At 46.5% G+C, this 25,805-nt stretch carries 21 protein-coding genes; 13 read left to right on the forward strand and 8 right to left on the reverse strand.

Annotated features, from left to right (window positions below):
• Positions 1-1,236 precede the first annotated feature (1,236 nt).
• The 3 genes from ACWB0I_RS07115 to ACWB0I_RS07125 are packed head-to-tail and all read right to left on the reverse strand — an operon-like array spanning position 1,237 to position 4,474.
• Entirely contained in the window at positions 1,237-2,469 is a 1,233-nt protein-coding gene (locus ACWB0I_RS07115) for a hypothetical protein (RefSeq protein WP_479387360.1), read from the reverse strand.
• 11 nt (positions 2,470-2,480) lie between these two features.
• Positions 2,481-3,239 (reverse strand): SPOR domain-containing protein, encoded by a 759-nt coding sequence (locus ACWB0I_RS07120; protein WP_479387361.1) that lies wholly within the window; start codon positions 3,237-3,239, stop codon positions 2,481-2,483.
• Positions 3,239-4,474, reverse strand: a complete 1,236-nt coding sequence (locus tag ACWB0I_RS07125; protein WP_479387362.1) for a SpoIID/LytB domain-containing protein — start codon at positions 4,472-4,474, stop codon at positions 3,239-3,241. Before ACWB0I_RS07125 ends, ACWB0I_RS07120 begins: the two co-directional genes overlap by 1 nt.
• 87 nt (positions 4,475-4,561) lie before the next feature.
• Between ACWB0I_RS07125 and ACWB0I_RS07130 the strand changes: the two genes are divergently transcribed.
• Positions 4,562-7,186, forward strand: a complete 2,625-nt coding sequence (locus tag ACWB0I_RS07130) for an alpha-amylase family glycosyl hydrolase (RefSeq protein ID WP_479387363.1) — start codon at positions 4,562-4,564, stop codon at positions 7,184-7,186.
• Between the two features lie 73 nt (positions 7,187-7,259).
• Positions 7,260-8,003, forward strand: coding sequence for a hypothetical protein (locus tag ACWB0I_RS07135; RefSeq protein WP_479387364.1), 744 nt, complete (start codon positions 7,260-7,262; stop codon positions 8,001-8,003).
• Here the strand turns inward: ACWB0I_RS07135 and ACWB0I_RS07140 are convergent.
• A complete protein-coding gene (locus tag ACWB0I_RS07140; RefSeq protein WP_479387365.1) occupies positions 7,983-11,378 on the reverse strand; it encodes an alpha-amylase family glycosyl hydrolase in 3,396 nt (1,131 codons plus the stop codon). The two genes, ACWB0I_RS07135 and ACWB0I_RS07140, sit on opposite strands and share 21 nt — an antisense overlap.
• A gap of 173 nt (positions 11,379-11,551) precedes the next feature.
• Between ACWB0I_RS07140 and ACWB0I_RS07145 the strand changes: the two genes are divergently transcribed.
• The 4 genes from ACWB0I_RS07145 to ACWB0I_RS07160 all read left to right on the forward strand — a co-directional run bounded on the left by ACWB0I_RS07145 (position 11,552) and on the right by ACWB0I_RS07160 (position 16,701).
• Positions 11,552-12,478 carry a DMT family transporter gene (locus ACWB0I_RS07145; protein ID WP_479387366.1) on the forward strand — a complete coding sequence of 309 codons (927 nt, stop codon included), beginning with the start codon at positions 11,552-11,554 and terminating at the stop codon, positions 12,476-12,478.
• 120 nt (positions 12,479-12,598) lie between these two features.
• Positions 12,599-14,044, forward strand: a complete 1,446-nt coding sequence (locus ACWB0I_RS07150; RefSeq protein ID WP_479387367.1) for a RecQ family ATP-dependent DNA helicase — start codon at positions 12,599-12,601, stop codon at positions 14,042-14,044.
• A 186-nt stretch (positions 14,045-14,230) separates the two neighbouring features.
• Positions 14,231-15,127: a DUF362 domain-containing protein gene (locus ACWB0I_RS07155; protein WP_479387368.1), complete on the forward strand. Its 897-nt coding sequence runs from the start codon at positions 14,231-14,233 to the stop codon at positions 15,125-15,127.
• 38 nt (positions 15,128-15,165) lie between these two features.
• The gene (locus ACWB0I_RS07160; protein ID WP_479387369.1) at positions 15,166-16,701 is read left to right on the forward strand and encodes a 4Fe-4S binding protein; all 1,536 of its coding nucleotides are present in this window, start codon (positions 15,166-15,168) and stop codon (positions 16,699-16,701) included.
• Between the two features lie 247 nt (positions 16,702-16,948).
• Here the strand turns inward: ACWB0I_RS07160 and ACWB0I_RS07165 are convergent, their stop codons facing one another.
• On the reverse strand, positions 16,949-17,407 hold the full coding sequence (locus ACWB0I_RS07165) for a single-stranded DNA-binding protein (RefSeq protein ID WP_479387370.1): 459 nt from the start codon (positions 17,405-17,407) through the stop codon (positions 16,949-16,951).
• Between the two features lie 285 nt (positions 17,408-17,692).
• Here ACWB0I_RS07165 and tsaE point away from each other — a divergent pair, with 285 nt between their 5' ends.
• Genes tsaE through glmS form a run of 7 tightly spaced genes read left to right on the forward strand, consistent with a single transcriptional unit; the run spans position 17,693 to position 24,334 of the window.
• The gene (gene tsaE / locus ACWB0I_RS07170) at positions 17,693-18,121 is read left to right on the forward strand and encodes a tRNA (adenosine(37)-N6)-threonylcarbamoyltransferase complex ATPase subunit type 1 TsaE (RefSeq protein ID WP_479387371.1); all 429 of its coding nucleotides are present in this window, start codon (positions 17,693-17,695) and stop codon (positions 18,119-18,121) included.
• Positions 18,122-18,814 (forward strand): tRNA (adenosine(37)-N6)-threonylcarbamoyltransferase complex dimerization subunit type 1 TsaB, encoded by a 693-nt coding sequence (gene tsaB, locus ACWB0I_RS07175; protein WP_479387372.1) that lies wholly within the window; start codon positions 18,122-18,124, stop codon positions 18,812-18,814.
• Complete coding sequence (gene rimI / locus ACWB0I_RS07180) at positions 18,811-19,260, forward strand: ribosomal protein S18-alanine N-acetyltransferase (RefSeq protein ID WP_479387373.1); 450 nt, start codon at positions 18,811-18,813, stop codon at positions 19,258-19,260. The genes tsaB and rimI overlap by 4 nt, the downstream gene beginning before the upstream one ends.
• A 48-nt stretch (positions 19,261-19,308) precedes the next feature.
• Positions 19,309-20,160, forward strand: a complete 852-nt coding sequence (gene accD, locus ACWB0I_RS07185; protein ID WP_479387374.1) for an acetyl-CoA carboxylase, carboxyltransferase subunit beta — start codon at positions 19,309-19,311, stop codon at positions 20,158-20,160.
• An 8-nt stretch (positions 20,161-20,168) separates the two neighbouring features.
• Positions 20,169-20,939, forward strand: a complete 771-nt coding sequence (gene surE / locus ACWB0I_RS07190) for a 5'/3'-nucleotidase SurE (protein ID WP_479387375.1) — start codon at positions 20,169-20,171, stop codon at positions 20,937-20,939.
• A complete protein-coding gene (gene guaA, locus ACWB0I_RS07195) occupies positions 20,918-22,486 on the forward strand; it encodes a glutamine-hydrolyzing GMP synthase (protein ID WP_479387376.1) in 1,569 nt (522 codons plus the stop codon). Before surE ends, guaA begins: the two co-directional genes overlap by 22 nt.
• Positions 22,487-22,504: 18 nt before the next feature.
• Positions 22,505-24,334, forward strand: a complete 1,830-nt coding sequence (gene glmS / locus ACWB0I_RS07200) for a glutamine--fructose-6-phosphate transaminase (isomerizing) (RefSeq protein ID WP_479387377.1) — start codon at positions 22,505-22,507, stop codon at positions 24,332-24,334.
• A gap of 35 nt (positions 24,335-24,369) precedes the next feature.
• On the opposite strand, the gene ACWB0I_RS07205 is transcribed toward glmS, so the two are convergent.
• From ACWB0I_RS07205 to ACWB0I_RS07215, 3 genes are all read right to left on the reverse strand, one after another.
• On the reverse strand, positions 24,370-24,636 hold the full coding sequence (locus ACWB0I_RS07205; protein WP_479387378.1) for a co-chaperone GroES: 267 nt from the start codon (positions 24,634-24,636) through the stop codon (positions 24,370-24,372).
• 11 nt (positions 24,637-24,647) lie between these two features.
• Entirely contained in the window at positions 24,648-24,899 is a 252-nt protein-coding gene (locus ACWB0I_RS07210) for a glutaredoxin family protein (protein ID WP_479387379.1), read from the reverse strand.
• Positions 24,900-25,618: 719 nt separating this feature from the next.
• The coding region (locus tag ACWB0I_RS07215; protein WP_479387380.1) for a hypothetical protein at positions 25,619-25,805 on the reverse strand (187 nt) is incomplete at its 5' end.

Here is a 25,805-nt window from a genome sequence, read left to right on the forward strand (position 1 = left end):
ATATTGTTCAAGCTGAGGTAAATATTCTTCTGGTATCAAATCGATCTCTTTCTTGATTTTTTCTTTTAGTTCCATTTCCATATTCCTTTATATGTTTTAGACACCGAGTTTGTATTTAAGCGCTAACGCCCCAGTTAACCAGCGCCGCACCATTCACCGCCGTAGCAAAACAGGTAAGCCTTTCACAACTTAACCAACCTGCCAAATCGCCGCTGGCTTAAGGCGTCTGGTTAAACGTTTGGTTGCAACACCAGTTAATTGTACCTGCCACTAAATGGCACAATACTTTTTAATTTTTTAAGAACAAGACCTTTCAAAGTCAAACCAGAACAGCATTTTTTAAAAAAGTAGAAATGAAATTCCAACTTTACACTTAAGCAAATTTTAGCCCGAAATGATTAACCGACACGCTGCAAAAGACAGTTTTATAGTTTTTAATCACAACCAATCAATGAATGTGACACAGCTTTTTTAAATTTTACTCGCACAAAAGAACAGGCTGCAATTTTAATTGTTTACTTGTACAAACTTGCAGGCTATGTTCAAAGAACCATGCTTATTTTCATTATTAAGATTATTGTGAATTTTTGAATGATTTTTTTATTTTCAATCCGTTTAAATTAAGATTAACTTTTCAGAAAGGCACTTACTTTTACTGCAGAATTAATATTTCATGGTTGTTGCAACATTATCAATTATCTTTATTCTATGTAATTATTCATTGGAATCTATCCTTTTAAAAAAAGATAATAAATCCAGTTTAAAAAATCAAAAATTCCATTGGATTTTTTCTCATTTTTCTTTAAAATATAGCAATTATCAATGTTATCTGGAAGAAAGATAAGATGAAAAACTTTAAACGCCTTCTTAAAAATGTTGTCAATATTCCCGAGAAATCCATCCCCTTTCTCCCGTAACGAGGGCTATAGGGAAATCCTGTCTCTTAATGGAGGTCTCGAGCTGAAACTCTAGTTACGATGTGCTTGTAAATTGTTTGCAGGTGTTAAGGATTCTTCCTCCCGATGAATCGGGAATTCGAAATGTCCGCCGGTACCAGCCCTTTCACAAAGTAATTCGTAATCCGTAAAAAATGCCGTTTGTGGAAAAAGATCGAACCTTTGTGAATATGTGGTAAAAAGGGGGCGTTGCGCCCCCAGCCATGTTATTTGAGCATGAGCTCGGGCATGCGATTAATGCCCGTTTTACGGAACCGTTTACCTGGTTCTAAGAATTAAATTAATCCTCTTCTTTTTCGCCCGCCCTATCCACGGTGTCTTCAGGGCTTTCTGCTTCTGAGGATTCTTCGGAATCTTCTGTTTTTTCAGAAAGATTTTTGGTGTCGTTTTCACCTGGCTGATTGTCTTCCTCCTCTTCTTCAATTTCGCTGTCTTTGCGCGTCAGCAAATTGGTGTCGGTCAATTTCTTGTCGAAAATAACATAAGCAATGACCAGGCCGGTAATGCCAACGGCTTCACCGTAGCCAATGGTCATGTAGGCAGCGATCAGGAAAGAAAAGAAAACAATGTAAGATGAAACAACCGTGGAGAGCGGCAGGTTCAGAGCAATGGCTTCATAATCCTTTTTAAGATAAAAGAGCCTGGAACCTTCCGGGCCCAATAGACTGACAATCCAGTCATGTACCTGGCCCAGCGAAATTTGCACCAGCCGCAAGGCATTGTCCAGAATCGGAGCCAGGGAATGCATCAATGGCATAAAGAGAATAGAATAGATAATCAGGCCAATTTTCAGCACAAAGGCAAAAAAGAAGATACCCAGCACTTCAAGAGTGGCAATGATGATACCGTACAGAATCAATCGCCAGGGTTGGCCCCAGGTTAAATGGAGCGATTGTACCGCCGCGCCAAAACCGTCTTCCTCTGAGGTGGAAATAATGGTCGGACCAAAAAAGACCGAAACAAACAGGCTGAGCGTAAAAAAGACCAGGATCATACCGGCAAAAATGTAAGGTAAGGTAGCCAGTGAATTTAAAATTTCTCCGAACCAGGGAATTTTACCGATTAAAGCCATGACGATGGCACCGATAATAAACGGTAAAATCAGGAAAAAGAAGGTAATATACACTCCGGCCACGGAAAGAGCTTTCTTTTTGGTAAATGCAATGGCCTGCTTGTAAGTGTAAAACAGATTTTCTCGAAGGTGCATGTAAGCGGCCCGGGCCACGGCCGTGTTCATCAGCAACAGGATGTAGGCGGTTACAATAGCGCCAATCCAGAAAATAAGATAGGAGTAAAAAGGCAGTGAAAAACCGTAGGCGCAGGGAAACAGCCCAAATTTGGACCAGATTTCAGCCAGACCATGCCCGCCGATTAAAATAGAAAAATAGGTAAAGACCAGATACACGATGTGGGCAACCATCAGTCCCAGCATGGCCAGCGCAATGCGTTGCGGCCCGATAGCCATCCTGGGAGCTTTAAAAAGGTCTTTGTAATTGAAATAAAAATTGTCCATGGTAAACCCTCCTAAGGTTTGTGAACAATCCAGGCGTCTTTAAATCCAAGATTTTTAACTTCTTTCAGGACCATTTCTGCCTGGTCCCGGGTGGCAAACCGTCCAAGTATGACTTTAAATAAACCGTTTTGTTCCTTGTATTCGCAGGGAAATTCAAAGCGCAAAGAGAGTTGATCCACAATACGCTGCGCCTTTTTTGCATCCGAGGTGGCAAAAACCTGAATCTGGTAGTAAGCCAGTAACTCCGATTTAATTTCCACATTTTTTGCAGAGGGGGCTGCTTCAGGTGTTTTCTGAGGAACTAAAATCAGGCGTTGTACGGTCCAGGCCCCGCTAAAGCCTTGCTGCCTTAATAACTGGCGCAAGGAGTCGGCCTGTGGGCGGTAAGGGAAATCGCCAACCTGTACCTTAAACAGGTTTTTTTCATGAACAAGATGAATGCTGTCCTGGACAACATGTTGTAGTTTTCTGGCTACCTGCAGAGCGTTAAAGGAATCGACGCTGGCAAACAACTGAACACGAAAGCCCTCTATCTCTTTAAAGGTAAGTGGCCGGGCTGCCGGCGCTATTTTTTGCTTTAGAACAACCGGTTGATCGGGAATGGAGAGCAAGCCGTCAATAAACGGATCCGGTACATCCTTTTTTTGATAAAAAAATACACTATCAATTGTGCTCTTTTGCACTGCTTGCTTTTTAACTAACTGAGGCTGACAATGAATGAGCAGTAAAAAGGTCAAAAAGATGAAAACAAAGCGTTTATCTTGAAACATCAATACATCTCCTTTAAATAGGTGCCCGGAAAATACTGATTGACCAGAATGTCGTAATAGCGGAAGCCCATTCTGGACATATTCAAGGCGCCCCATTGACACAGGCCAATGCCATGTCCGTACCCCCCGCCTTGAATAACCAGCGTGGAATCGTTGGCCAGCTTTAAACGGAACAATAAGCTGGGTAAGGCCTTGCCGCGCGCCGGAGTAAAGAACTTCCGGATGGAAAAATTGTTCAGCACCAGGCTGGTATCGGCATATTCGATTTTTAAAGATTTGACGCGGCCGGAGGAAGTACGTTCCGTGACCTGAATCCGGCAAATGGCTTCCAGGGTGTCTCCGGGAGTGGACTGGAAATGGGATTTACCGATTTTATGGCTCAAAAGGGAATCCAGCTGACGGAAAGAAAATTGTCTTTGCCAGCGAAAATAGGGCGAAGACGCGCAGGCAAACTGCTGGCCAATCACATCTTTGCGACTGGAAAGGTAAGAGACCGGAGGGCTGTTCCAGTAATTTCGGATGTCTTCTAAAATGCCTCCGCAGGTAGAGTGGAAATAAACGTCGGCTAATTGGTTCTGAAACATTAAAACAACGCCGCGTGTGGCCTCCACGGCCTGGTCAGCTAAGGCGCTGCGCTGCTCAAGGCTGGCGTAAACCTGGTCGCGCACATCGGAAAAGACATGGTACGGCTGACCGCTATTTTTGTTCATTCGGCTTAAGGCGTAAGTTCGGGCGCAAATAGCCTGAGCCTTTAGCGCCTCCAGATATTGCGCATCGTTGGAAGGCATTTCGCCCACCAGCACGACCTTAAGGTATTCTTCAAGATCGATCTGGTTGATAAGTAAAATTTGGCCCTGTTCATCTAACTGAAAAATTATTTTCCCTTTGTACCATTTATTACGAAATTTGAAACGTGCGTTGGCCTGAAGATCCGGGGTTAAAGGAACAATTGCCTTTTTATTAAAGACAAAGAGTCGACTGTTAGGGCAGTACAGTTTAAAGCCCGATTGCGAGGGAGAAATAAAAAACTGTTTTTGATGTTTACCCAACTGGTAGCGGGCTTCTTCCAATTGTAGCCAGTAAGAGCCGTCAAATTCGAGTGAATCGATGCCGGTAAACCGGCCCAGTAAAACCTTGATGAAAGGAGCTGGAGAAACCCGGGTTGGCTTTATATGAGGTTGACAGGAAAAAACAATGAATGCAAGGGCGCCAAGTAACAAATATTTTGGTTTCAAAAGCCCTCCTTAACGTTTAGTGAACGGAAAGAATTTAAAAAATAGAAAGATATGATGAAACAAATATTTTAAAAGAGGCGGTTCGATATGCGCCGATTGGTCGAAATTTTTTTAATAGCCTTGTTGATTGCCGGATTGAGTTCCATCGCTGTCAAAAAGATCTTCTTTAAAACGATTGACTGGACTTTTGTTTTTGAAGATCCGGACAATGCCCACCATGTAAAAGAGATAGCCGTTGTTGGCGATTTTAGCCACTGGCAAAAATACTACATGCGGCCCGTGGATAAAGGCAAATGGGCCTTTTCCATTCCCCTTTCTCCTGGTAATCATTTGTACCGTTTTGTGATTAACAACCAGCGATGGATTAAAGACCCCAAATTCAAAGACTATGCCGGGCCCTATTCCAATTCAAAAATTTTTGTAGATGAGCTTCCTCTGCCCGGTCTGGTGGGCAGTCAGCCGCCCAATGGCAGCTGGTTGTACCGGCAGCCGGACTCTTTGCTGCTACGCTTTGACGTTCCTGTAAAATCCTTTGCCCAACATTTTCGCATCGAAATACGACTGGATTTTGTGCTACAAACCTATCGCGCCCAAAACAACACAATTGGTCTTAAGTGGCCGGCGCTTTCAGAAGGAGAACATCGTTGCCTGGTGCGCTGGTACAAAAAATCGGATCAGAGCCTGATTCATGAGAAACAATTGGTCTTTTTTGTAAACCGGCAAAATCAACCTCCGCTGGCGGATGCCGGATTTACGCAGATCGTGTTTTTGGATCAACCGGTCACCCTGAACGGCAGCCTGTCTTACGATCCTGATTTTGAGCCCCTGGTGCGCTTTAGCTGGCGTCAAACCGGCGGTCCGGCTGTTCAGCTCTCCGGAGCCAATACCCCTTTTGCCAGCTTGCGTCCTGTAAAGCCCGGGCATTATCGTTTCCAGCTTAGCGTAAGCGATTCCATGGGCCTGAGCGCCGGGGATGAGGTGGATGTTTGGGCGTTGCCGGCCCGCAAACGAAAAGAGCAATTTACCTTTAAACAGGACAGCGCTATCAGGGTGCAAAAGGTCTCGCTGGTGGGCGAATTCAACAACTGGCAGGCCGGAAAGAACGAAATGCAATGGGATCCGCTGACAGGCCTGTGGAAAACGGCCATCGATTTACCGCCGGGCAACTGGGAATACAAATTTGTGCTCAACAACGCTTCTTGGATCCCCGATCCGCGCAATCCGCAAAAGGTGGCCGATGGCTGGCAGGGCTTTAATTCCATAAAACAGGTGGCTCCCAACCCCTTTTTAGAAGGTCGTTTTGTGCAAAACCCGGCGGCCGGGCGTAATGAGCTCACCCTCCTTTTTGTACCGGATTCCCAATCTGCAAAAACAAAGTTCCATTGGTTTGCCGATGTCAACAATCCACAGCCCGCTTTGCCAAAGATCAGTCGCAACCGGCTGCGCTTTAATTTGAACTGGCCCTCAGGGCATTATTACTACTATCTGGTGATGGAAAAAGATGGCCGGTGGTCTGAACCTCAAACCCTACTGATTAACCACTTTACCCAAACCCGATGGATGGATTTCCGGCAGACGCCCGCCTGGGCCGACACCTCCATCTTTTATGAAGTCTATGTGCGCCGTTTCAGTAAAAGTGGAGATCTTCAGGGATTGATTAAGCGGCTTCCCTACCTCAAAACATTAGGCGTCCAGGTTCTCTGGTTGATGCCCGTTTACGAAGGCCCAACAGAGCACGGCTATGCCCCGACCTCGCTTTTTAACATCGAAAAAGATTACGGGACACTTGAAGATTACCAGGCATTCATCGAGCAAGCGCATGAACTGGGTTTTAGAGTCATCTTTGATTTTGTGGCCAACCATCTTTCCGACCAACACCGCTTTGTCAAAGCTGCGGCCGAAAACCCGGCCTCGCCGCTGCGTTCCTGGTTTTACTGGAAAGCGGACGGTACCTGGGGCTATCACAACGACTGGGACACCCTGGTTAACCTCAATTACAACACGCCCATGGTACGGCACCACATTCTGAATGCGGCGCTTTTCTGGCTCAATTTAGGCGTAGATGGCTTCCGATGTGATGTGGCCTGGGCCGTTCCGCATGATTTCTGGAAACAGTTCCGTCGCGTGATCAAACAGGTAAATCCTCAATGCCTGTTGTTAAACGAGGTTCTGCCCCGTCAGCGGGCCTTCCATGAGTTCGAATTTGACATGTCTTACGACACCGATTTTTACGGCAATGTTCTGGACGTTCTGCATGGCCGCAAGCCCCTTTCGGCCATTGCCCGGGGTCTGGAAAAAAGTCGCAGCAACTACCCGCGTTATGCGCAGGCTTTACGCTACCTTGAAAACCACGACCTGCCAAGATTCAATACGCAATTTAATATTAGAACCGTGAAAGCAATGACGCAATTGCTGTGGCTGTTACCTGGTTCCCCGCTCGTTTATTATGGTCAGGAATATTTTGCCGACCAGTTGCGTCCATGGTTTTTTGAGCTAAAAAATAAAAAATGGTTTGACTTTTTTCAAAAGGGCATTAAATTAAGACAAGCAAGCGAAGCGTTAAAGAGAGGTGACTTAAAAAACAAAGGCCTGGATGACCGCAAAGGCATCTGGATTTTTGAACGTCAAAGCGCTCACGATTCACTGAAAGTGATTGTTAACTTCTCAAAGACGCTTAGAGAAGTTAAAATTGAGCGCAAGACGACGAAATAAGAAATAAAGGGAAATAATTTTCGTTTGGGGCATTTAAATGAATAAAAGAGTTCATCCATAAGGATGGGGGCCGATGATTTCAAAGTCTAAATTACAACAATCGATTCAGGAAATTTTTAATATTTACGTAAAGCGTAATTTTACCCTGGCTTTTACGCTGGAGTCGATCTACGATATTTTCGAAATCGGCAATGAAGTTTTTATGCGCAACAATCCGGAAGAGATGGAAAAGCTGGCCAAACGCCCCAAAAACAAAGCGCCCGATATTTTCGACGATGAACCCTTCTCTTTTGAACGCACATTTGAAATTTACTCCGCCTTAAGCGATCAGTTTACAGAAATCTCGCCTGAATTGATTCATAAAATTTTTGAGTTGAACAGCAAGCTGGCCTGGCGGGAATATCGTGAGCGCTACAATAAGTACATCATGGAAACCTACCCAAATTATCCCAATGATGAATATTTAAACTATCTGGCTACGGTTGTTCTCTATGATCTTAAAGAGTACTCCGAAGGATTGCGCTGCATTAACCGCGCTCTGGCCGCCAACCCATCGTGCGCGGTTTACACCCATCTGAAAGCAAAATGTCTCATTCAATTGGGCGAGTTTGAGGCAGCCCGAACCTACCTGTATCAATCGCTCTTTTTGTTGGAATTGATGCAGGACAATCCGCCTAAAAAGGGCGACAACAAAGATGTGTACCCCAACTACCCGGTCGACTTTTTCACTTCGGTTGAACAGATTCGCAACGATCTGAGACAATTAGACCGCGTTGAATCGCTTTACAAGTACCAGCTACTTCCGCTTATTTACTGATTTCTTTCCAATTGCCTGCAAAAACTCTTCCACCCGATAGCCGCTTAACAGCGCTTTTTCGCTGAGGTTACTGACATGCTTGAGGCTGCGTTTTACTTTTACGTTATCTTTTACCGGATTTTTGCGGCTCTGCAGGAGGTGTAAAATGAACAACCAAAAAATCAATTCTTCAAAATGCTCTTTTTTGAAGTAGAGCACATCCTGGAAGCTATGAATTTTTAAAAATTGGGCTGCTGGTTGTAGATTGAACAAATAGCGCACCTGTCCGGCTAGTTCGCCGGGCTTGTTAAATGGCAGGCCGGCCGGCAACAGACACAGGGTCTGCAACACAAGCAGGTAATCGCCGTTGTCGTGGCCGGTTGGCGTGAAGTTTAAGCCATGCACATGCTCTTTAAAAAGATCCTGCAGCAAACGTTCCTCAAAAAGAGCCGCTTGAATGCTCTGTTTGTACAGGCTGTCCAGAAGATAATAGACCAGAAAAGTGTGGAAAAATCTTTGCCGGTCATTTATTTTGTCTTCCACACTGAAGAACTGAGCCAGTCGTTCATCCTGTTCAAAAATGGGGTTGCGGGCCATTTTCAAATAGCGCAATAGGTAGGTGGAAATTTGGTCAATTCTCGTCACATCAGGTGAGTCGATTTGTTCAAATTTAGCTACTTGTTCGGCCAGAGATTTAAAGGAGTTTTTAGCAGATTTTTTAAAGGCGTCCTCGGATTTTGCCTGCTTAAATTCAGAGACGATGTTCTGGAAAAAAGCAGGGTCCAGCGCTTCCTGAACGACCTGGTGTAAGGGCTGGTACACTATTTTTTTTAAAGCTTTTTGCAGATTCGCCGTGCCTTTGCCGTTTAAGTGCCGGCAAAGCGCGCGGTAAGGTTCTTCTGGCGAGTCTGACACGATCTGAAAATCTAAATAGACCTGAAACTTGTAGGCTCCAAGTTCGACGAACAAGCCCTGCTCTTTAAGCTCCTGTAATTCCCGAATGTAAAACAAATTACTCACATGATCACGAAATACGACCAGAGCATCAACTGCGCCCGTCAAATCGAGGCCCTGCCACAGCGTTTTCTGTACCAGGGAATCGTTGATTTTAATGCTGGCCGATTGATGGATCCAACCGGAGGACTGGCTAAAACTATTGTTGTAAAGGATCAGGGCTCTTTCCTCGCCCAGACGGTTACTGTAGGCAAAGACGTTTTCGTTGACCACGCCTTCGGCCGTGTAAAGATCGTAAAGTAAAAAATGTTCCACATCGCTGAACAGGTAGCGTTTTTTTAACAAAGGCGCAATTAGTGTAAAGTGTTGCCGCACCAGATAGCTGTCTTCTTCTTCATCCCAGTAGGCGCGCCGGTACTCCATGCCGTATTTTTCGGCAAAGCCTTCCAGCTGTCCGTGGCCAAACATGGGCAGCCCGGGAAGTGTAGCCATCATGGTACAAACGCCAAAGTATTTGTCGCCTTTGCCAAATTGAACCACAGCGGTTTCTTCATCGGGATTGTTCATGAAATTGACGTAGCGTTTTAAAATTTGGGGATTGAATTCCAGCGTGTTTTTGATGAGTAAGCGAAATTTGTCGTTTTCTTCGTTTTTTAACATATTCATAAAAGCGCTGTTGTAAACGCGGTGCATGCCCAGAGTGCGCACAAAGTAACCTTCCATCAGCCAGAAGGCTTCAGCCAGCAGCAGGGTGTCGGGCACTTCCTGTTGCACGCGATCCACCACCTCGCGCCAGAATTCTTCGGGCATGTGCTGATCGAACTCCTGTTTGCTCATGGCAAATTGAGCGCGCGAAGGGATGTCGCCTCCGCTACCCGGCTCGGGGAACCATAGGCGTTGAAAATGTTTTTTGGTCAGGGTCATGGCCGCATCGAAACGAATGATGGGAAACTGGCGGGCAATTTCCAGAATTTTTTGAATAACGGCTTCGCGTACCTCTGGATTCAAATAGTTAAGCTGGGCCGTGTCGTTCCAGGGCATACTGGTGCCGTCATTACCATGGTAGATAAAGCGTGTGTCACCGCTGGGGTAATGAACGCGTTTGAAGACCACGGCGGCGTCGGTTCGATCCCAGTAACCGTCTTCAATAAAAATACCCACCTCCTGGTGGTCGCACAGATCCGGCCCATTGAATGTGTACTTTGGAAAAGGCGAATACGGCAGTTGAATAAACCAGTCGGGGTGTTCAATAATCCAGCGGGAATCAATACCTGTGTGATTGGGTACCATATCGGTAGCCATCCGGATACCGTAGCGCCAGGCGCGTTCTTTAAGATTTTGCAGGGCGTCCGCCCCGCCAAGGTCTTCAGCCACAACATAGTCGTAAAGGGAATAGGCTGAAGCCAGCGCTTCCGGGTTGCCGGTGCGTTGTTTGATGCGTTGTGAAGCCCGACTTCTTTCCCAGATTCCTATGAGCCACAACCCGCTGATTCCAAAGCGAGCCAGGCGTTCTAATTCATCGTCAGGAATCTGATCCAGGCGCGTAATGGATTGCTCGTATTTTTTGCTCAGCTGATCGAGCCAGACGTAAGTGCTTTTGGCAATCAGCACCAGACGGGGCATCCAGTGCTGATCCGGGGAAAAACGCTCCGTTTCCGGCATTTCTGTGTACTGCGGAACAACGCTGGGCCCCGGGCCAAAGGTTGCCAGGTCAAATCGGGTCTTCTTTTCTTCTTTGATAAAATCCAGGGAAGACAGCACTCTCGTTAAAAACTCGGGAATGTATTTTTGCCAGTGTTCTGCAATGTATTCCAGCTGCGACTGAACGGAATGGGGAAACAGCCTGGCGGGCCGTTGCAAAAATTCGAATAAAGAAATGTTTTCTTCCGGCAAAGGCGGCGACTGCTTGAAAAAGGTATCAAAAAGCTTAAATGTCGAGGCAAAAGCGGTTTCCTCTTTTAGTTCATTCGGTTCAATCATAGGTGAAACAGGCTCAAAGGCCGGATTCAGATGGTCAATCCACAACAGCATGAGTTCTTCCAGAATCAGCTGACGATTGGACGTCAGGTAAGCTTTAACGGAGGTTTTGCCGCTAAAGACCGCTGTGGGGGGATAGTATTCGCAGAAGGCTTTGAGTAGCTGATCGAAGGCTTTTTTACCCAGTGCTTTTTCCAGAAAAGCTTCCAGTTTTTGGGGGAATTCGGAGAACAGGTGTTTCCGGTAATATTGGATCATGTAGTGTTCGATTTCGTGTAGAAGTCCAAACGCGTTCAATTCGCTGGCCTGAACGTCTTTGCTCCAGGTACGCAACATTTCAGCCAGCTCCAGAGCAACCTTCTGGTCAGAAATGACTAAGTCGCCGCTCAGGCTAAACCAGGATGGCTCGGCTTTGAGTTGTTTGCGGATGTTTTTCTTAATTGGGAATTCGCGTCTTTCTTGCATGTAAGTCCTCGTTGTTTGGCTCGTTTTTCTGGCATGAAAATAACGCGGATTTGTAATTTTAGCAAATCAATGTTAGGCAACGGCCAGAGGCCCAATGCCAGGCCCAGGGTATTTCATGTTTGGTTAACAATCAAATTTAGCGTAAATTAGCCAAACTTTTGCGGGAAGGGTAGATGCAGGAAGATCTGAAACTAAAATTAGCGCCATATTTTGTTATTCTGGCGGCCAGTCTGTGGGGCGTCGATGGCATTGTTCTGCGTCCCTACTTGTATCAGTTGCCGGTTACTCTGGTAGTGCTGGTCGAAACTTCGCTGGCCACGATTATAATGACGCCCTTTTTTGTGCGTTATTTCCCCCGACTGCGCGCGTTCAATTACAAGGAGTGGCTGGCTTTGCTGGCTGTGGCCCTGTTCGGCGGGGCCATTGGCACTCTGGCCATCACGCGGGCAATTTTTTACGTAAACTATGTGAATCTGTCGGTGGTGGTACTCATTCAGAAATTACAACCTGTATTTGCCATTGCCCTGGCAGCCATTTTGCTTAAGGAACGCCTTTCCGCCACGTTTTTAAAGTGGGCGGCCCTGGCTTTTGTGGGCGCTTATTTAATGACCTTTGGCTGGCGCCTGCCCAATCTGAGTACGGGCGACAAAACGGCTCAGGCAGCCGGCTACGCCATGCTGGCCACCATCAGCTTTGCATCTTCCACGGTGTTCAGTAAACGTTTGCTGCGTCGTATTGATTTCCATTTTGCCACTTATCTGCGTTTTCTGGTAACAGCCTTGATCATGTTTGTTCTGGCCATCTTCAGCGGTGCTTTTCCGGCCGTTAAGCAGGTTACTTCCCAACAAATTTTGGTTTTTGTGTTAATCATTTTTTCAACCGGCGCGCCAGCCATTTTCCTCTACTATTTTGGCTTGCGAAACATACCCGCTTCGGTGGCCACTATTTGTGAATTAAGCTTTCCGGTTACCGCCATTTTGCTTGAATATTTTGTCCGGCACCGTTTACTGGATCCTGTACAATGGCTGGGCACATTTCTGTTAATCTCGGCGATTGTGCGCATTAGTTTCCGGTTGAATGATTGGCTAGAAAGAACCTGAGGCGCTTGCGAAGGGCTGACAAAAAGAGAGCGTACTAAACAATGGAAGAAGTCATTGGGACAACGGCGCTTGCGGATCAACAAAACAAACACCAGACCTTAATCTGGAGAATGGATTAAAATGGAATTGGAACAAGCCTTAAAACAATATTTTGGCTACGAGTTCTTTCGTAAACCCCAACGAGAAATTATTGAACATGTGCTCAATGGCCGCCATGTTTTAGCCATCATGCCCACCGGCTCGGGGAAGTCCATCCTGTACCAGCTACCGGCCCTGCTCTTACCCGACCTGACTCTGGTCATTTCGCCGCTGATTGCTTTAATGAAAGATCAGGTCGATGCGCTGCGCCAGAAAGGAATCGATGCCACCTTTATCAATGCTTCTCTCTCCAAAAGCGAACGGGAAAAACGTCAGGCCCAGATCAAAAAAGGTCAGTATAAACTGCTTTACGTGACCCCGGAACGTTTTCGGAAAGAAGAGTTTCTGGAAGTTATCGGCACAAGAACCATTGATCTGTTTGCCGTAGACGAAGCGCACTGCATCAGTGAGTGGGGGCACGACTTTCGTCCGGATTACACGCGCCTGGGCGAAATAAGGGCCAAGCTGGGTAATCCGACAACCATTGCCCTTACCGCCACCGCCACGCCACGCGTCCAGCAAGACATTATTCGTCAGCTACAATTAGAGAGCGTGGAGATATTTCACACGGGCATTGATCGCCCCAATTTGTTTTTGGGGGTAGAAGATGTTTTCGGCGAAGATGAAAAGCTCAAAGTCATTGAGCATTACATGGCCGGTTTGCAAAAAGGTTCCGGCATTGTCTATTTTGCCCTGATTAAAGATTTACTGAAAATGAGTGGACGATTGCGCAAGGCAGGTCATGAACACCTTGTTTACCATGGTAAAATGGACAGTTCGCAACGTAAACTAATACAAAATCGCTTCATGAGTAGCGAACGCGCTATTGTCCTGGCGACCAATGCTTTTGGCATGGGCATTGACAAATCAGATATTCGCTTTGTGCTGCATGCCCAAATCCCGGGTTCGCTGGAAGCCTATTATCAGGAAATAGGTCGCGCCGGAAGAGATGGCCTGCCTTCCCGCTGCTTTTTACTTTACGACCAGCAGGATCTGAGCATTCAAATGGAATTCATTCAGTGGAACAATCCTTCAGCCGACTTTTTCTATCGCGCTTATCAGATTTTACATGAACACCTGGATGAAATTAACGCCAACGGACTGGAAGTCTTTAAAGAGTACTTAACCTACAAAAATCGTCATGATTACCGGGCCGAAACGGTTCTGTCGCTCTTTGATCGCTGGGGGGTAACGATTGGCAGCCTGGAAGAAAAAAATCTAAAAATAATAGATGCCCTCCCTGAAGCATGGCTGGACGAGGAACATCTGCAGAACAAGTTAAAGATGGAGCAGATGCAACTTTATCAAATGATGCAATATGCCAGGCTGGAAACCTGCCGTAAAGCATTCATTCATGAATATTTTGGCATTGAGCACGAGCCGTATTGCGGGGCCTGCGATAATTGCCAGAAAGACAATGTGTCTTGAGGCAAAGGCAGCATGGCTATGAATGCACAAAAGAGCATTCATTAAAATTGTTCTTTTGCGCCCTTTGCAGTTTTTTAAAGGTTGGGGTTCTGATGGCTTAGAGGGTTTGCAATTTCATAAAGCCTCATTTATATTAGAAGTAAACGGAACCAAACACCTCACAAATCAAAAATCTGAGGAGGCAAAATGAAGCGTCGTCGGTTCCTGCAAATGAGCTCGTACATCCTGGCCGGCCTGGGTTTGTTTTCTCACCTGCCGTCTAAATTACTGGCTGAGCAAACGCCCCATGCCGTTTGGATAGAAAATGGCGAACCCGAGGCCCTGTTAAAAGAAGCCTTAAAGGCCTATGGCGGCCTGGAGCGCTTTATTAAAAAAGGAGATCGCGTGGTGATTAAGCCCAACATGGGCTGGGACCGCCCTCCGGAATTGGCGGCCAATACCAATCCTCAGTTGATCGCTGCCCTGGTCAGAGCTTGCAAACAGGCCGGCGCTAAAGAGGTGAAAATTTTCGACCGCACCTGTAATAATCCGCGGCGCTGTTACCGCAACAGCCAGATTGAAAAATGGGCGAAGCAGGCCGGAGCTAAAGTGGAGCAGATTCGAAAAAATCGTTTTAAAACGATTCCGGTGGATGGCGAGTTGATTAAGGAGTGGCCCATTTACCGCGATTATCTGGAAGCGGACAAGGTCATTAATGTGCCCATTGCCAAACACCACTCCCTTTCACGTGTCACCCTCGGTCTAAAAAATCTAATGGGCGTCATGGGCGGCAATCGCGGCGATATTCATAACTTTTTTGCCCGCAAATTGACCGATATTGATCGTAAGATTTTGCCTACTTTAACCATCATTGACGCCTACCGCGTTCTGACCAACAACGGGCCGGTAGGGGGCAATCCGGCGGACGTAAAACTGGCCAAAACACTCATTCTTAGCGATTGCACTGTTACAGCCGATTTTCTAGCCCTCGATCTCTTTGGTTTAAAACTGGAAGATGTGGAGCACATTAAAGTAGCCTACCAGAAAGGATTGGCCAGATATCCCCTTGAAAAGCTGAAAGTTAAAAAAGTGCGGCTAACGTAGCCCGCAATCAAAATTTAAAAAAATCCATGGAGGGGACATTGCGCACTGCCCGCCGTTTAAGCCAAATATTCTTTTTATTGCTTTTTGTCTGGCTTTTTCTGATTACGCGCTATCCGTACGAGCATGGTTTGCACACCGATTGGTATTTGCGTTTTTCTCCGCTCTCCCCTGTTTTTTTGTTCATTAAAGATGTGCAAATCTATTGGTTCCTCTGGCCGGCTTTAATTGTTCTTTTACTAACCCCTTTTTTAGGGCGTTTTTTTTGCGGTTGGATTTGTCCCCTGGGCACCCTGCTGGACATTAGCAGCAAGATTTTAAAGTCTCCTGATAACCGAAACAACATTCCCTTTCAGAAGTGGCGCTTTGTTAAGTTTGCCCTGCTTTCGGTTCTTTTGTTCCTGGCCCTATTTTCGGCTCATTTGTGGGGCTACTTCGATCCGCTTTCCATCTTTAACCGGGCTTTAACCGTGGTGTTTTACCCCTTGTTAACGGTCATCGTGGAACCGACTTTGCTGGCCCTTTCCACCATTTCTTTTCTGGAAAGTCCGGCGTATTGGCTGTACGATCATTTCAAATTATTTGTCATGCCCGAAAACCAGGCCCATTATCAGCAGTTGATCTGGGTGAGCCTGTTCATTGCCTTTATTTTAGGGGCTGAAAAACTCACGCGTCGTTTCTGGTGCCGATATCTTTGTCCGGCGGGTGCCTTGCTCGGTTTTCTCTCACAGTTTCGTTTTTACGAACGTTTGGTCGGTGAACAGTGTCCGGTTTGTAATCAGTGTGTAGTGGATTGTAAAATGAATGCCATCCCTCTGGATGATGTGAGCCATACCAGCAAGGTGGAATGCATTGAGTGTTTTAATTGCGGAGCCGTTTGTCCGCCTAAAGTTAAGGCCATAACCTATCGCTGGCGCTGGAAGCCTTACCGCACCCCGATCGATTTCTCGCGACGTCAATTTTTACAGAGCACAACAGCCGGTTTGGCGACACTGGGCCTTTTGTCGGTTGGTTTACAGGATCGTAAAGCGTTGGCCTACCAGATTCGTCCCCCAGGGGCGTTGCCCGAAGAAGAGTTTCGCGATAAATGCATTCGCTGCATGGAGTGCGTGCGAATGTGCGCTTCTAATGGGGCGTGTCTGCAACCGTCCGGCATTCAAACCGCCATCGATGATCTGTGGTTGCCTGTGGCCAACATGCGCCAGGGCTACTGCGAATACAACTGTAATTTGTGTGCTCAAGTTTGCCCGACCGAGGCGCTTTTGCCTCTTTCTCTGGCAGAGAAACAAAAGACACCGATCGGGCTGGCCCATTTCAACAAAGATGTGTGCATTCCCTACGACCGAAATGAAGAGTGCCTGGTTTGCGAAGAGCACTGCCCCACCCCGGAAAAAGCCATTCGCTTTGATGTTCGGGATTACACCGATCCGCAAACCGGCCTTACCAGAAAAGTCAAATATCCCTACGTGGTTAAGGAGCTGTGCATTGGTTGCGGCATTTGCGAATACAAGTGTCCTTTGCAGGGTAGGCCCGGTATCTTTGTCACCATTGACCACCAAAAACGCCTGCCTGCCTGACTTTACGCGTCAATCCTTTAACTTTTGGTCTTACCGGCCATGCTTTCGTTGCTTCTGAATGCAAAAAATGCTTTCTTCAGGAGGACAACGAGCAGGCAGAATTAACCTGGGGCAGCGAAAGTTTCCCCGTTTAATGCTCTACTAAGATCAAACTTTTAGGTCATAAGCGAAAAGGAGGGGCTTCCTGGTCAGCAGAGCGCAAAAAGGCACCTCCTCTGTGCCTTTAATTCAAAAAGTTGTTTTCATTTTAGAAAGGCAAATCTTCTTCTTCTGTTGGTGTGTCTTCAACAGGGGGCTCTTCCACGGTGTTGTTGCCGGCCGGAGCCTGCGAAACGCTTTCGTCAAGGGTTGGTTGTCCGCTTTCATCAGGTCGGGGACCCAACAATTGAATGGCATTCGCAATGATTTCTGTACGGTAATGCTTGGTGTTGTTTTGATCTTCCCAGGAGCGTGTGTGCAGGCGACCTTCAATGTAAAGCAGGCGACCCTTTTTAATGTACTGTCCTGCAAAATCGGCCAGGGACCCAAAAGCGCTGACATTGTGCCATTCGGTGTTGTCCTGCCAGTTGCCATCGGCGTCTTTGGCTCGCCAATTAGTGGCCAGAGAAAAACTGGCTACCGAAGTGCCGCTGGGGGTGTACTTAAGCTCTGCGTCTCGGCCCACCCGACCGATTAAAATAACCTTGTTCACGGTTCCACGTGCCATGATTTCCTCCTTTCAGAAAAAAAGATTGTTGAGAAATGATTCATTATTCGGGTACTGTAAGATAAGAAATTTAGATTTCAAATAAAAGAAAAAATACCCCTCCGGCAAAACAAAGTTTGCCTGATTCTTGTTTTTTTTCACGATATCCGTTAATTTCTTTCAGCCGATTATTAATGCGGTCGGATATTTTGGTGAAAAGATTAAAAACAGATTCCGTAGCCAAACAGTTTTTGAAAGCAGGGCCTTTACGGAAGAGAGATCAATCGTTTTTAAAGAGGTAAGCCATTGCAACGCTTTGCAAGCAAAACAGAACAGGACACGGTCAAATTTGCTGAATATCTGAAGCAGATTCTCAAACCGAATGATGTGGTGCTTCTGGAAGGTGATCTAGGCAGCGGAAAAACCTTTCTGGTCAAAGCGTTTTGCCGGTTAATTAACACCCTGGATCCGGCTTCCAGCCCTTCGTTTGCCATCATGCACCACTATCAGGGCCCCCAGCCGGTAAACCATTTCGATTTTTACCGGTTACATGATGAAAAAGAACTGGATCAATTGGGCTGGGAAGAAATGCTGTACCAGGGGGCCATCACCTTTATTGAATGGCCGCGCTTCATTGAAAAGCACCTTTTACGGTACTACAAAATTACGATCGTTCTTGAAAACGATCAACGGATTTTTGAATTAAGTAAAATTGACAACACAGGAAAACAATAAATGATTCTGGCCATAGAAACTTCAGATGTTGTTTGCAGTGTCGCCCTGTGGGAAGAAAACAAAAAACAGACGGTTTACGAAGCCAACCTCGAATTACCCATGCAACATGCCACTTTGCTGGCGCCTGTGGTACAAAACGCTTTGCACTTTGTGCAGAGCCATCTTGAGCAGAAGATTCTGGATCAGCCGGACATTAAGTTGGTCGCGGTCTCCGTAGGTCCGGGTTCCTTTACCGGGCTACGCATTGGCTTAAGTTTTGCCCAGGGCTTTTGTTTTGCTCATCAGCTACCTATTGTGGGCATTTCCAATCATCAGGTTCTGGCCAAACAGGTGCGCCGACCGCGCGAACATCTGTACACCATGATCGATGCCCGCCGTGAAGAGGTCTATCTGTCGCATCTGGAGTTTAACCCCGATGGCTTTCCGGAAATCGTGGAACATGATATTGTGTTGCGGGAGCGATTGCCGGAAGTGCTTCCGGCTGGGGCTGTACTGGTAAAGCCTTTTTTCCACGACCTGGAGGCCGAAATCTTGCAAAAGCTCCAGCTAAAGGGAGTGACGGTACATTACAAAGGGGAATATTTAGCGCGCTTGATTGCCCACCTCGGGCATTTAAAGTACAAAAAATATGGCGCTGACGATTTGGAAAAAATAGAACCCATGTACATCAGGCCTTTTGCCGGAGTGCAATGAATATTAAAATTCGTCCCATGACCCTGGACGACCTGAGTACGGTTGTTGCCCTGGAACAACAGATTTTTATTGACGCCTGGAGCAAGGAGAGCTTTTTAAGCGAGATTGCAGCAAAAGATTACTCTCATCCCTTAATTTTGGAGGTTGAGGGCCAGATTGCAGGCTATGCCGTTGTCTGGCGTTATTATGACGAATTGCACATTGCCAATTTTGCCATTCATCCGGATTTCAGGAGGCAGGGCCTGGGCAGGTCGCTCATGCGTTACATTTTACAGGAATTCGGTGACGCCCATTACGCCTTTCTGGAAGTGAGAAAATCCAATACTGCGGCCATTCAATTGTATCAGGCCTTTGGATTTAGAACCATTCAGGTCAGGAAAAAGTATTACCGTGATGGCGAAGACGCCCTGGTCATGCTTAAAGATTTGAGAAATTCTAATTATTGATGTACATTAGCGAACATCATTTGCAAAGTCATATTTTGAGGTTTTAATATGGATTGGTTTAAACGAAAAAAACAAAGTGTGACGGCCGGAGCCAAAAAAGAGTTGCCGGACGGTCTGTGGATTAAATGTGACAATTGTGGTGAAATTATTTACAAAAAAGAGCTGGAAAAACAACTGTATGTTTGCCCCAAATGTGATTACCATTTTCGCATTGGGCACAAAGAATACATTAGCATTCTGTTCGATTCGGGCACTTTTGAAGAGTTCAATGCCCACATAAAGAGTGTTGATCCATTGCAGTTTACGGATTCCAGGCCCTACAGTGAAAAGTATCAGGCTACGGTTAAAAAAACCGGAATGACCGAAGCAGTTGTCACCGGGACCGGCCGCCTGGAAGGGCATCATGTTGTAGCCGCCATCATGGATTTTAAATTTCTTGGCGGCAGCATGGGCTCAGTGGTGGGCGAAAAAGTAGCGCGGGCCATTGACCGGGCACTGGAATTAAAACAGCCCCTGCTCATCCTATCTTCTTCGGGTGGGGCGCGCATGCACGAGGGCATTTTCAGCCTGATGCAGTTGGCCAAAACCAGCGCAAAATTGGCTGTATTGGCCGAAAACAATATTCCTTACATTTCCATATTAACCAATCCGACCACAGGAGGTACTACAGCCAGTTACGCCATGTTGGGCGATATCAATCTTGCTGAACCGGGCGCCTTAATTGGCTTTGCCGGGCCGCGCGTCATTAAACAAACGATTGGTCAGGATTTGCCGCCAGGCTTTCAGCGCTCGGAGTTTGTAATGGAACATGGTTTCCTGGACTTAATCGTTCACCGGCATCAATTAAAAGAGAGGATTGCTCGACTGCTCGATTTTTTTGCGCACCAAAATCCGCATTAAGTTCAACCATGAAAAAACCGCTGATCCTGATTACCAATGATGACGGCATCTATGCCCCTGGCATTTTTAGCCTGTCTCAGGCCATGTACGATGTAGGCCAGGTCTTTGTGGTGGCGCCTCTGGTAGAAAAAAGCGCCGTGGGCCATGCCATTACCCTTTCTGATCCTTTACGCGTTGTGGAGGTAGAGCGGGAGGGCGCCTTTTTTGGCTATGCCGTTAATGGTACGCCGGCTGATTGTGTGAAATTGGGCTGTAAATGTATTTTGCCCCGTAAGCCGGATTTAATTGTCAGCGGAATTAACCAGGGGCCCAATACGGCAACCAATGTCATCTATTCCGGAACCGTGTCCGCCGCTGCCGAAGGCGCCATCATGGGCATCCCCTCTATTGCGGTTTCCATTGCTTCCTTTACCAAACCAGAGTTTTCCTTTGCCGCCAAGTTGAGCAGCACATTAGCCCGCCTTGTTCTGGAAAAGGGCCTGCCTGAACGAACCCTGCTGAACGTCAACGTGCCGGCAGTCAGCGAGGATCAGATTGAAGGTATTGTCATAACCCGCCAGGGTAAGGGACGCTACGAAGAAGCCTTTGACCGTCGTGTTGACCCCAATGGCAGGACCTATTACTGGTTAACCGGCAAACGCATGATTCTGGACAATGGAAATGATGTGGATGACCTGGTTGTGATGCAAAACAAGGTTTCCATCACGCCCATTCAGTATGATTTAACTAATTATTCGTTTATTGAGGATTTAAAGAAATGGAACATCAACATGAAGTGACCAACAGCTACGCGCATGAAACCATCATCATTTTCGATTTTGGTTCTCAATACACCCAGCTCATTGCCCGCAGAATCCGAGAAATAGGCGTTTACTGCGAAATCCATCCCTACAATGTAAATAAAAATTTTCTTGAAAATAAAAACATAAAAGGGCTTGTTTTTTCCGGTGGTCCCTCTTCGGTTTACGAAAAAGAGGCTCCGGTGGTGGCCAGAGAGGTGTTGGACCTTGGCCTGCCCGTTCTGGGCATCTGTTATGGGTTGCAGTTGATTACCCATTTGACGGGGGGGCAGGTGGTTAAGGCCGAAAAAAAAGAGTACGGTCTGGCCGAATTGGAATTGATGGGTGACCATCCTCTGTTTAAAGACATTCCTGCCACCAGCGCAGTGTGGATGAGCCACGGAGATAAGGTGTTGAAATTGGGCAAGGATTTTGAGGTGATTGCCAGGACGGCAAATTCGCCCTTTGCCGCGGTAGCCCATGCTCACAAACCGCTTTTTGGCTTACAATTTCACCCGGAAGTAGAACACACGCGCTTTGGGCGCCAGCTCTTAAAAAACTTTGTTTTTGAGATTTGTGGGTGCTCCGGCGACTGGACTCCGCAATCTTTTATTAAGGAAAGCCTGGAAACCCTTAGAAAAAAAGTGGGACAGAGCAAGGTGCTGTTGGGCCTGAGCGGCGGGGTTGATTCCAGTGTAGCCGCGGTGCTGATCCATCGGGCCATCGGCGAACAATTGCACTGTGTGTTTGTCGATACCGGGCTCTTGCGCCACAATGAAGCCCGTGAGGTTGAAGAGGTGTTTCGCAAACATTTTAAAATTAATCTCACCGTTGTCGATGCCCGCCAGCGATTTTTACAACGCCTTAAGGGCGTTACCGATCCCGAAAAAAAACGTAAAATAATCGGCGAAGAATTTATTCGAGTCTTTGAGGGCGAAGCTAAAAAATTAGGAACGTTTCGCTTCCTGGCTCAGGGCACCCTTTACCCCGATGTGATTGAAAGCGTTTCTTTTAAGGGGCCCTCAGCCACCATTAAATCCCATCACAATGTGGGCGGCCTGCCGGAATCATTTGATTTTGAATTATTGGAGCCCTTGCGCGAACTTTTTAAGGACGAAGTGCGCCAGGTGGGTAAAGAGTTGGGTCTGTCGGAATTGATCCTGGAACGCCACCCTTTTCCCGGGCCCGGGCTGGCGGTTAGAATTTTAGGTGAAGTTACTCCGGAACGTGTCGATTTATTACAAAAGGCCGATGCCATTTTCATTGAAGAATTGAAGCGTCAGGGTTTGTACCGTCAGATCTGGCAGGCTTTTGCTGTGTTACTGCCTGTGCGCACGGTTGGCGTGATGGGTGATCAGCGCACTTATGAACATGTTATTGCCTTACGGGCGGTAACCAGCAGCGATGGCATGACAGCGGACTGGTTTAAAATGCCTTACGAGGCACTGTCAAAAATTTCTAACAGAATTATTAATGAAGTGTCGGGGGTTAATCGGGTGGTTTATGACATCAGCTCCAAGCCGCCGGCTACCATTGAATGGGAATAACGTGAGGAGAATAGATTAATGTGCGGGATTGTTGGATATCTGGGCAACAAAGAAGCTGCCCCAATTTTGATTAATGGACTTAAGCGACTGGAATACCGGGGGTACGATTCGGCCGGTATTGCCACGATTAACGATCATCAGATGTTTGTGGTTAAAGAGGTTGGAAAAATCAGAAAGCTGGAAGAGGCCGTCGCTCAGAATATGCCTCCCGGCCATGTAGGCATAGGGCACACGCGCTGGGCGACCCATGGTAAGCCAAGCCAGTTAAACGCCCATCCTCATACCGATTGCAGCGGCAACATTGTACTGATTCACAATGGCATTATCGAAAATTACGCGGTGCTCAAAAAACTACTCGAACAATCGGGCCACACCTTTCATTCCGATACAGACACGGAAATTGTGGCCCATCTTATCGAAGAGTTGTACGACGGCAGCAATTTTGAAGAGGCCTTTCGGGAAGCCTTGCAGCGAATTGAAGGCACCTTCGGTTTTGCGGTTATTAACAAAGATGAACCGGACAAAATTTATGTGGCCCGCAAAGGGAGTCCTATTGTCATTGGCGTGGGGCAGGACGAGTACTTTGTAGCCTCAGATGTGACGCCCTTAATTCCTCACACGCGCAATGTTTTTTACCTGGAAGATGATGAAATGGCTATTCTGACGCCCCAGGGTGTGATTACTAAAACCATTCAGAACAAGGTGATCGAAAAACAGGTGCAGAAGATCACCATGGAGCTGGAAGATATTGAAAAGCAGGGTTTTGATCATTACATGCTCAAGGAGATATTCGAGCAGCCCAAAACCATTATGGACACCATGCGCGGGCGGATTCTTAGGGAAGAAGGCCTGGTAAAGCTGGGCGGCCTGGCCGAAGTAGAAGATAGATTGACGCGCGCTGGACGCATCATCATTGTGGCCTCAGGAACGTCCTGGCACGCCGGACTGATTGGTGAATATCTGATTGAAGAATTTTGCCGCATCCCTGTAGAAGTTGAATATGCTTCTGAATTTCGTTACCGTAATCCTATTATTAATGAGCACGACATCATCATCGCCATCTCGCAGTCGGGCGAAACGGCCGATACCCTGGCAGCGCTGCGAGAAGGCAAGCATAAAGGCGCGCTGGTGCTGGGCATTGTTAATGCCGTGGGTTCAACCATCGCTCGTGAAACTCATGCTGGGGTTTACATCCATGCCGGAGCCGAGATTGGTGTGGCCAGTACCAAAGCCTTTACCTCTCAGGTCACGGCGTTAATCCTGATAACCATACTTATTGCCCGTAAAAAGTACATGTCGGTTGTGCAGGGCAAACAGATGCTTGACGATTTGTTAAAAATCCCGGAAAATGTGAAAAAGATTCTGGCACAAAACGATTACATACGCGATCTGGCTGAGGCCTATCATATGCAAAGAAATTTTCTGTACCTGGGACGTGGATACAATTTCCCGGTGGCTTTAGAGGGCGCATTAAAATTAAAGGAGATTTCTTACATTCATGCCGAAGGTTACCCGGCAGCTGAAATGAAGCACGGCCCCATTGCCCTGATCGATGAAAACATGCCCGTGGTTTTTATTGCCACTCAGGATGCCATTTACGACAAGGTGATAAGCAATATTCAGGAAGTAAAAGCACGTAAGGGACGGGTAATTTGTGTAGCCAACGAAGGCGATGAACGCATTCAACAATTTGCAGATCATGTGATTTACATTCCACCGACCTGTCAGGCTTTAACGCCTCTATTGAGCGTTATTCCTCTACAATTGTTGGCCTATCATATTGCGGTTTTACGGGGATGCGATGTGGACCAGCCAAGAAATCTGGCTAAAAGTGTGACGGTAGAATAGATAAAAAAGCCTTCCCGTGGGAAGGCTTTTTACATTTACTCAACTTTGGCCAGAATATCGCTGCGTTGAATGATCAAATATTCTTTATCACCGACTTTTACTTCATCACCGGAATATTTAGAGAAGATGATCTTGTCACCTTCTTTAATTTTTTCCTGCAGGTCTTCGTCGGTGCCTACGGCAATGACTTTACCCATGCGGGGTTTTTCTTTGGCCGTATCGGGAATGATAATGTTACCAACTCGTTCTTCTTCTTCAATCAATTCAATAAGAACCCGATCATCTAATGGTTTAATCTTCACAGCACCCTCCTTCATTTTATTCCCAATAACCTGTTAATTTTTGGTTTGTCAAATCCTACAATTGGTCGATTGTTAATTAAAATCACCGGTACGCCCGATTGACCTGTAATGCGCACCATGTCTCTGGCGGCGCGCTGGTCTCTCGAAACGTCTATGTCTTTAAATTTAATCTTTTTCTCTCTAAAATACCTCTTAGCCGCATTGCAAAAACTGCACGTAGGGGTCGTAAAAATTACTACCTTTGGTTGTGGCGTAACTGGCATCGAGTCCTCCTGTTTTTGTTTTAAAAGTTAGAACTTCAATGCCTTTTGATGACGTTTCTTTTTAAAAGTTACAGACAACCCCCGTGCTCTGGGTTTTTATTTAGAGCTTTAAAATATAAGAAAAAACAAAATTTAATTCAAAATTATTATTTGGAAAATTTCTTTTAAAGTGTGAAAAGCTTTTAGGAAAAAGCCTGGGCCCGCGCTGTTTGTAATTTCTACTGATTCACGGATTGAGTTCGAGACAGAATAGCGTAAGGGTGAAGCATTTTCCTGAGGTAGCATAGCCGCAACCAAAAAATTTCCGCAGGGATTTAAGTAACCACAGAGAGCACAGAGGGGTCATAAAGAGCGCCCGCCCGTCTGGACGGTGCCCAGCCTGACAGGTCTGGCCACCGGTTGGAGCGAAGCGGAAATCCAGATTCTCGGGGACAGGCTAAAAAGTAATTTTAAATTAGAAATTACGAATTATTTAGTGAAGGGGCAAGTTATGGCCGGGCGCTGGAGGCCTGTACCTGATGTTATTCTGAAAATCTCTTACCCTTACGAATTGGCTGTCAATGTAAGGGATTCCTAATCCCGCTACAGCGGGATTCGCAATGAACGCACTGGGCGTAAAGGATTACTCACCCAGCTAAAGCTGGGTGAGTAATGACCTTTGGCACGGACTTTCATCTTCATTAATTAGGGGAGTAAAGCAACAGAAATGATGGGGATATTTAATCCGATGAATCGGATACCAATGAACGCGCAGAGTATGCCCTTTTTGTTTGCATGGTGAAACGGTTCTCCCTTTCTCTCTGGAAATACGAATACGCATTGATGGTTACCTGGAATGGCTGACCGTTTGATCTGGCCTGTGGATTGTCTGCACAAAGTTTTCTAAAATGTGTAGGTAATCTCTGG

The sequence above is a fragment of the Caldithrix sp. genome (genome assembly GCF_056497305.1).

Bases quoted from the DNA above. Each gene is read 5' to 3' on its own strand.
- ACWB0I_RS07135 (WP_479387364.1), top strand. From the start codon at position 7,260: ATGATTTCAAAGTCTAAATTACAACAATCGATTCAGGAAATTTTTAAT.
- ACWB0I_RS07115 (WP_479387360.1), bottom strand. From the start codon at position 2,469: ATGGACAATTTTTATTTCAATTACAAAGACCTTTTTAAAGCTCCCAGG.
- ACWB0I_RS07150 (WP_479387367.1), top strand. From the start codon at position 12,599: ATGGAATTGGAACAAGCCTTAAAACAATATTTTGGCTACGAGTTCTTT.
- rimI (WP_479387373.1), top strand. From the start codon at position 18,811: ATGAATATTAAAATTCGTCCCATGACCCTGGACGACCTGAGTACGGTT.
- ACWB0I_RS07120 (WP_479387361.1), bottom strand. From the start codon at position 3,239: ATGTTTCAAGATAAACGCTTTGTTTTCATCTTTTTGACCTTTTTACTG.
- guaA (WP_479387376.1), top strand. From the start codon at position 20,918: ATGGAACATCAACATGAAGTGACCAACAGCTACGCGCATGAAACCATC.
- accD (WP_479387374.1), top strand. From the start codon at position 19,309: ATGGATTGGTTTAAACGAAAAAAACAAAGTGTGACGGCCGGAGCCAAA.
- glmS (WP_479387377.1), top strand. From the start codon at position 22,505: ATGTGCGGGATTGTTGGATATCTGGGCAACAAAGAAGCTGCCCCAATT.
- ACWB0I_RS07165 (WP_479387370.1), bottom strand. From the start codon at position 17,407: ATGGCACGTGGAACCGTGAACAAGGTTATTTTAATCGGTCGGGTGGGC.
- ACWB0I_RS07145 (WP_479387366.1), top strand. From the start codon at position 11,552: ATGCAGGAAGATCTGAAACTAAAATTAGCGCCATATTTTGTTATTCTG.
- tsaB (WP_479387372.1), top strand. From the start codon at position 18,122: ATGATTCTGGCCATAGAAACTTCAGATGTTGTTTGCAGTGTCGCCCTG.
- ACWB0I_RS07140 (WP_479387365.1), bottom strand. From the start codon at position 11,378: ATGCAAGAAAGACGCGAATTCCCAATTAAGAAAAACATCCGCAAACAA.
- ACWB0I_RS07130 (WP_479387363.1), top strand. From the start codon at position 4,562: ATGCGCCGATTGGTCGAAATTTTTTTAATAGCCTTGTTGATTGCCGGA.
- surE (WP_479387375.1), top strand. From the start codon at position 20,169: ATGAAAAAACCGCTGATCCTGATTACCAATGATGACGGCATCTATGCC.
- ACWB0I_RS07155 (WP_479387368.1), top strand. From the start codon at position 14,231: ATGAAGCGTCGTCGGTTCCTGCAAATGAGCTCGTACATCCTGGCCGGC.
- ACWB0I_RS07210 (WP_479387379.1), bottom strand. From the start codon at position 24,899: ATGCCAGTTACGCCACAACCAAAGGTAGTAATTTTTACGACCCCTACG.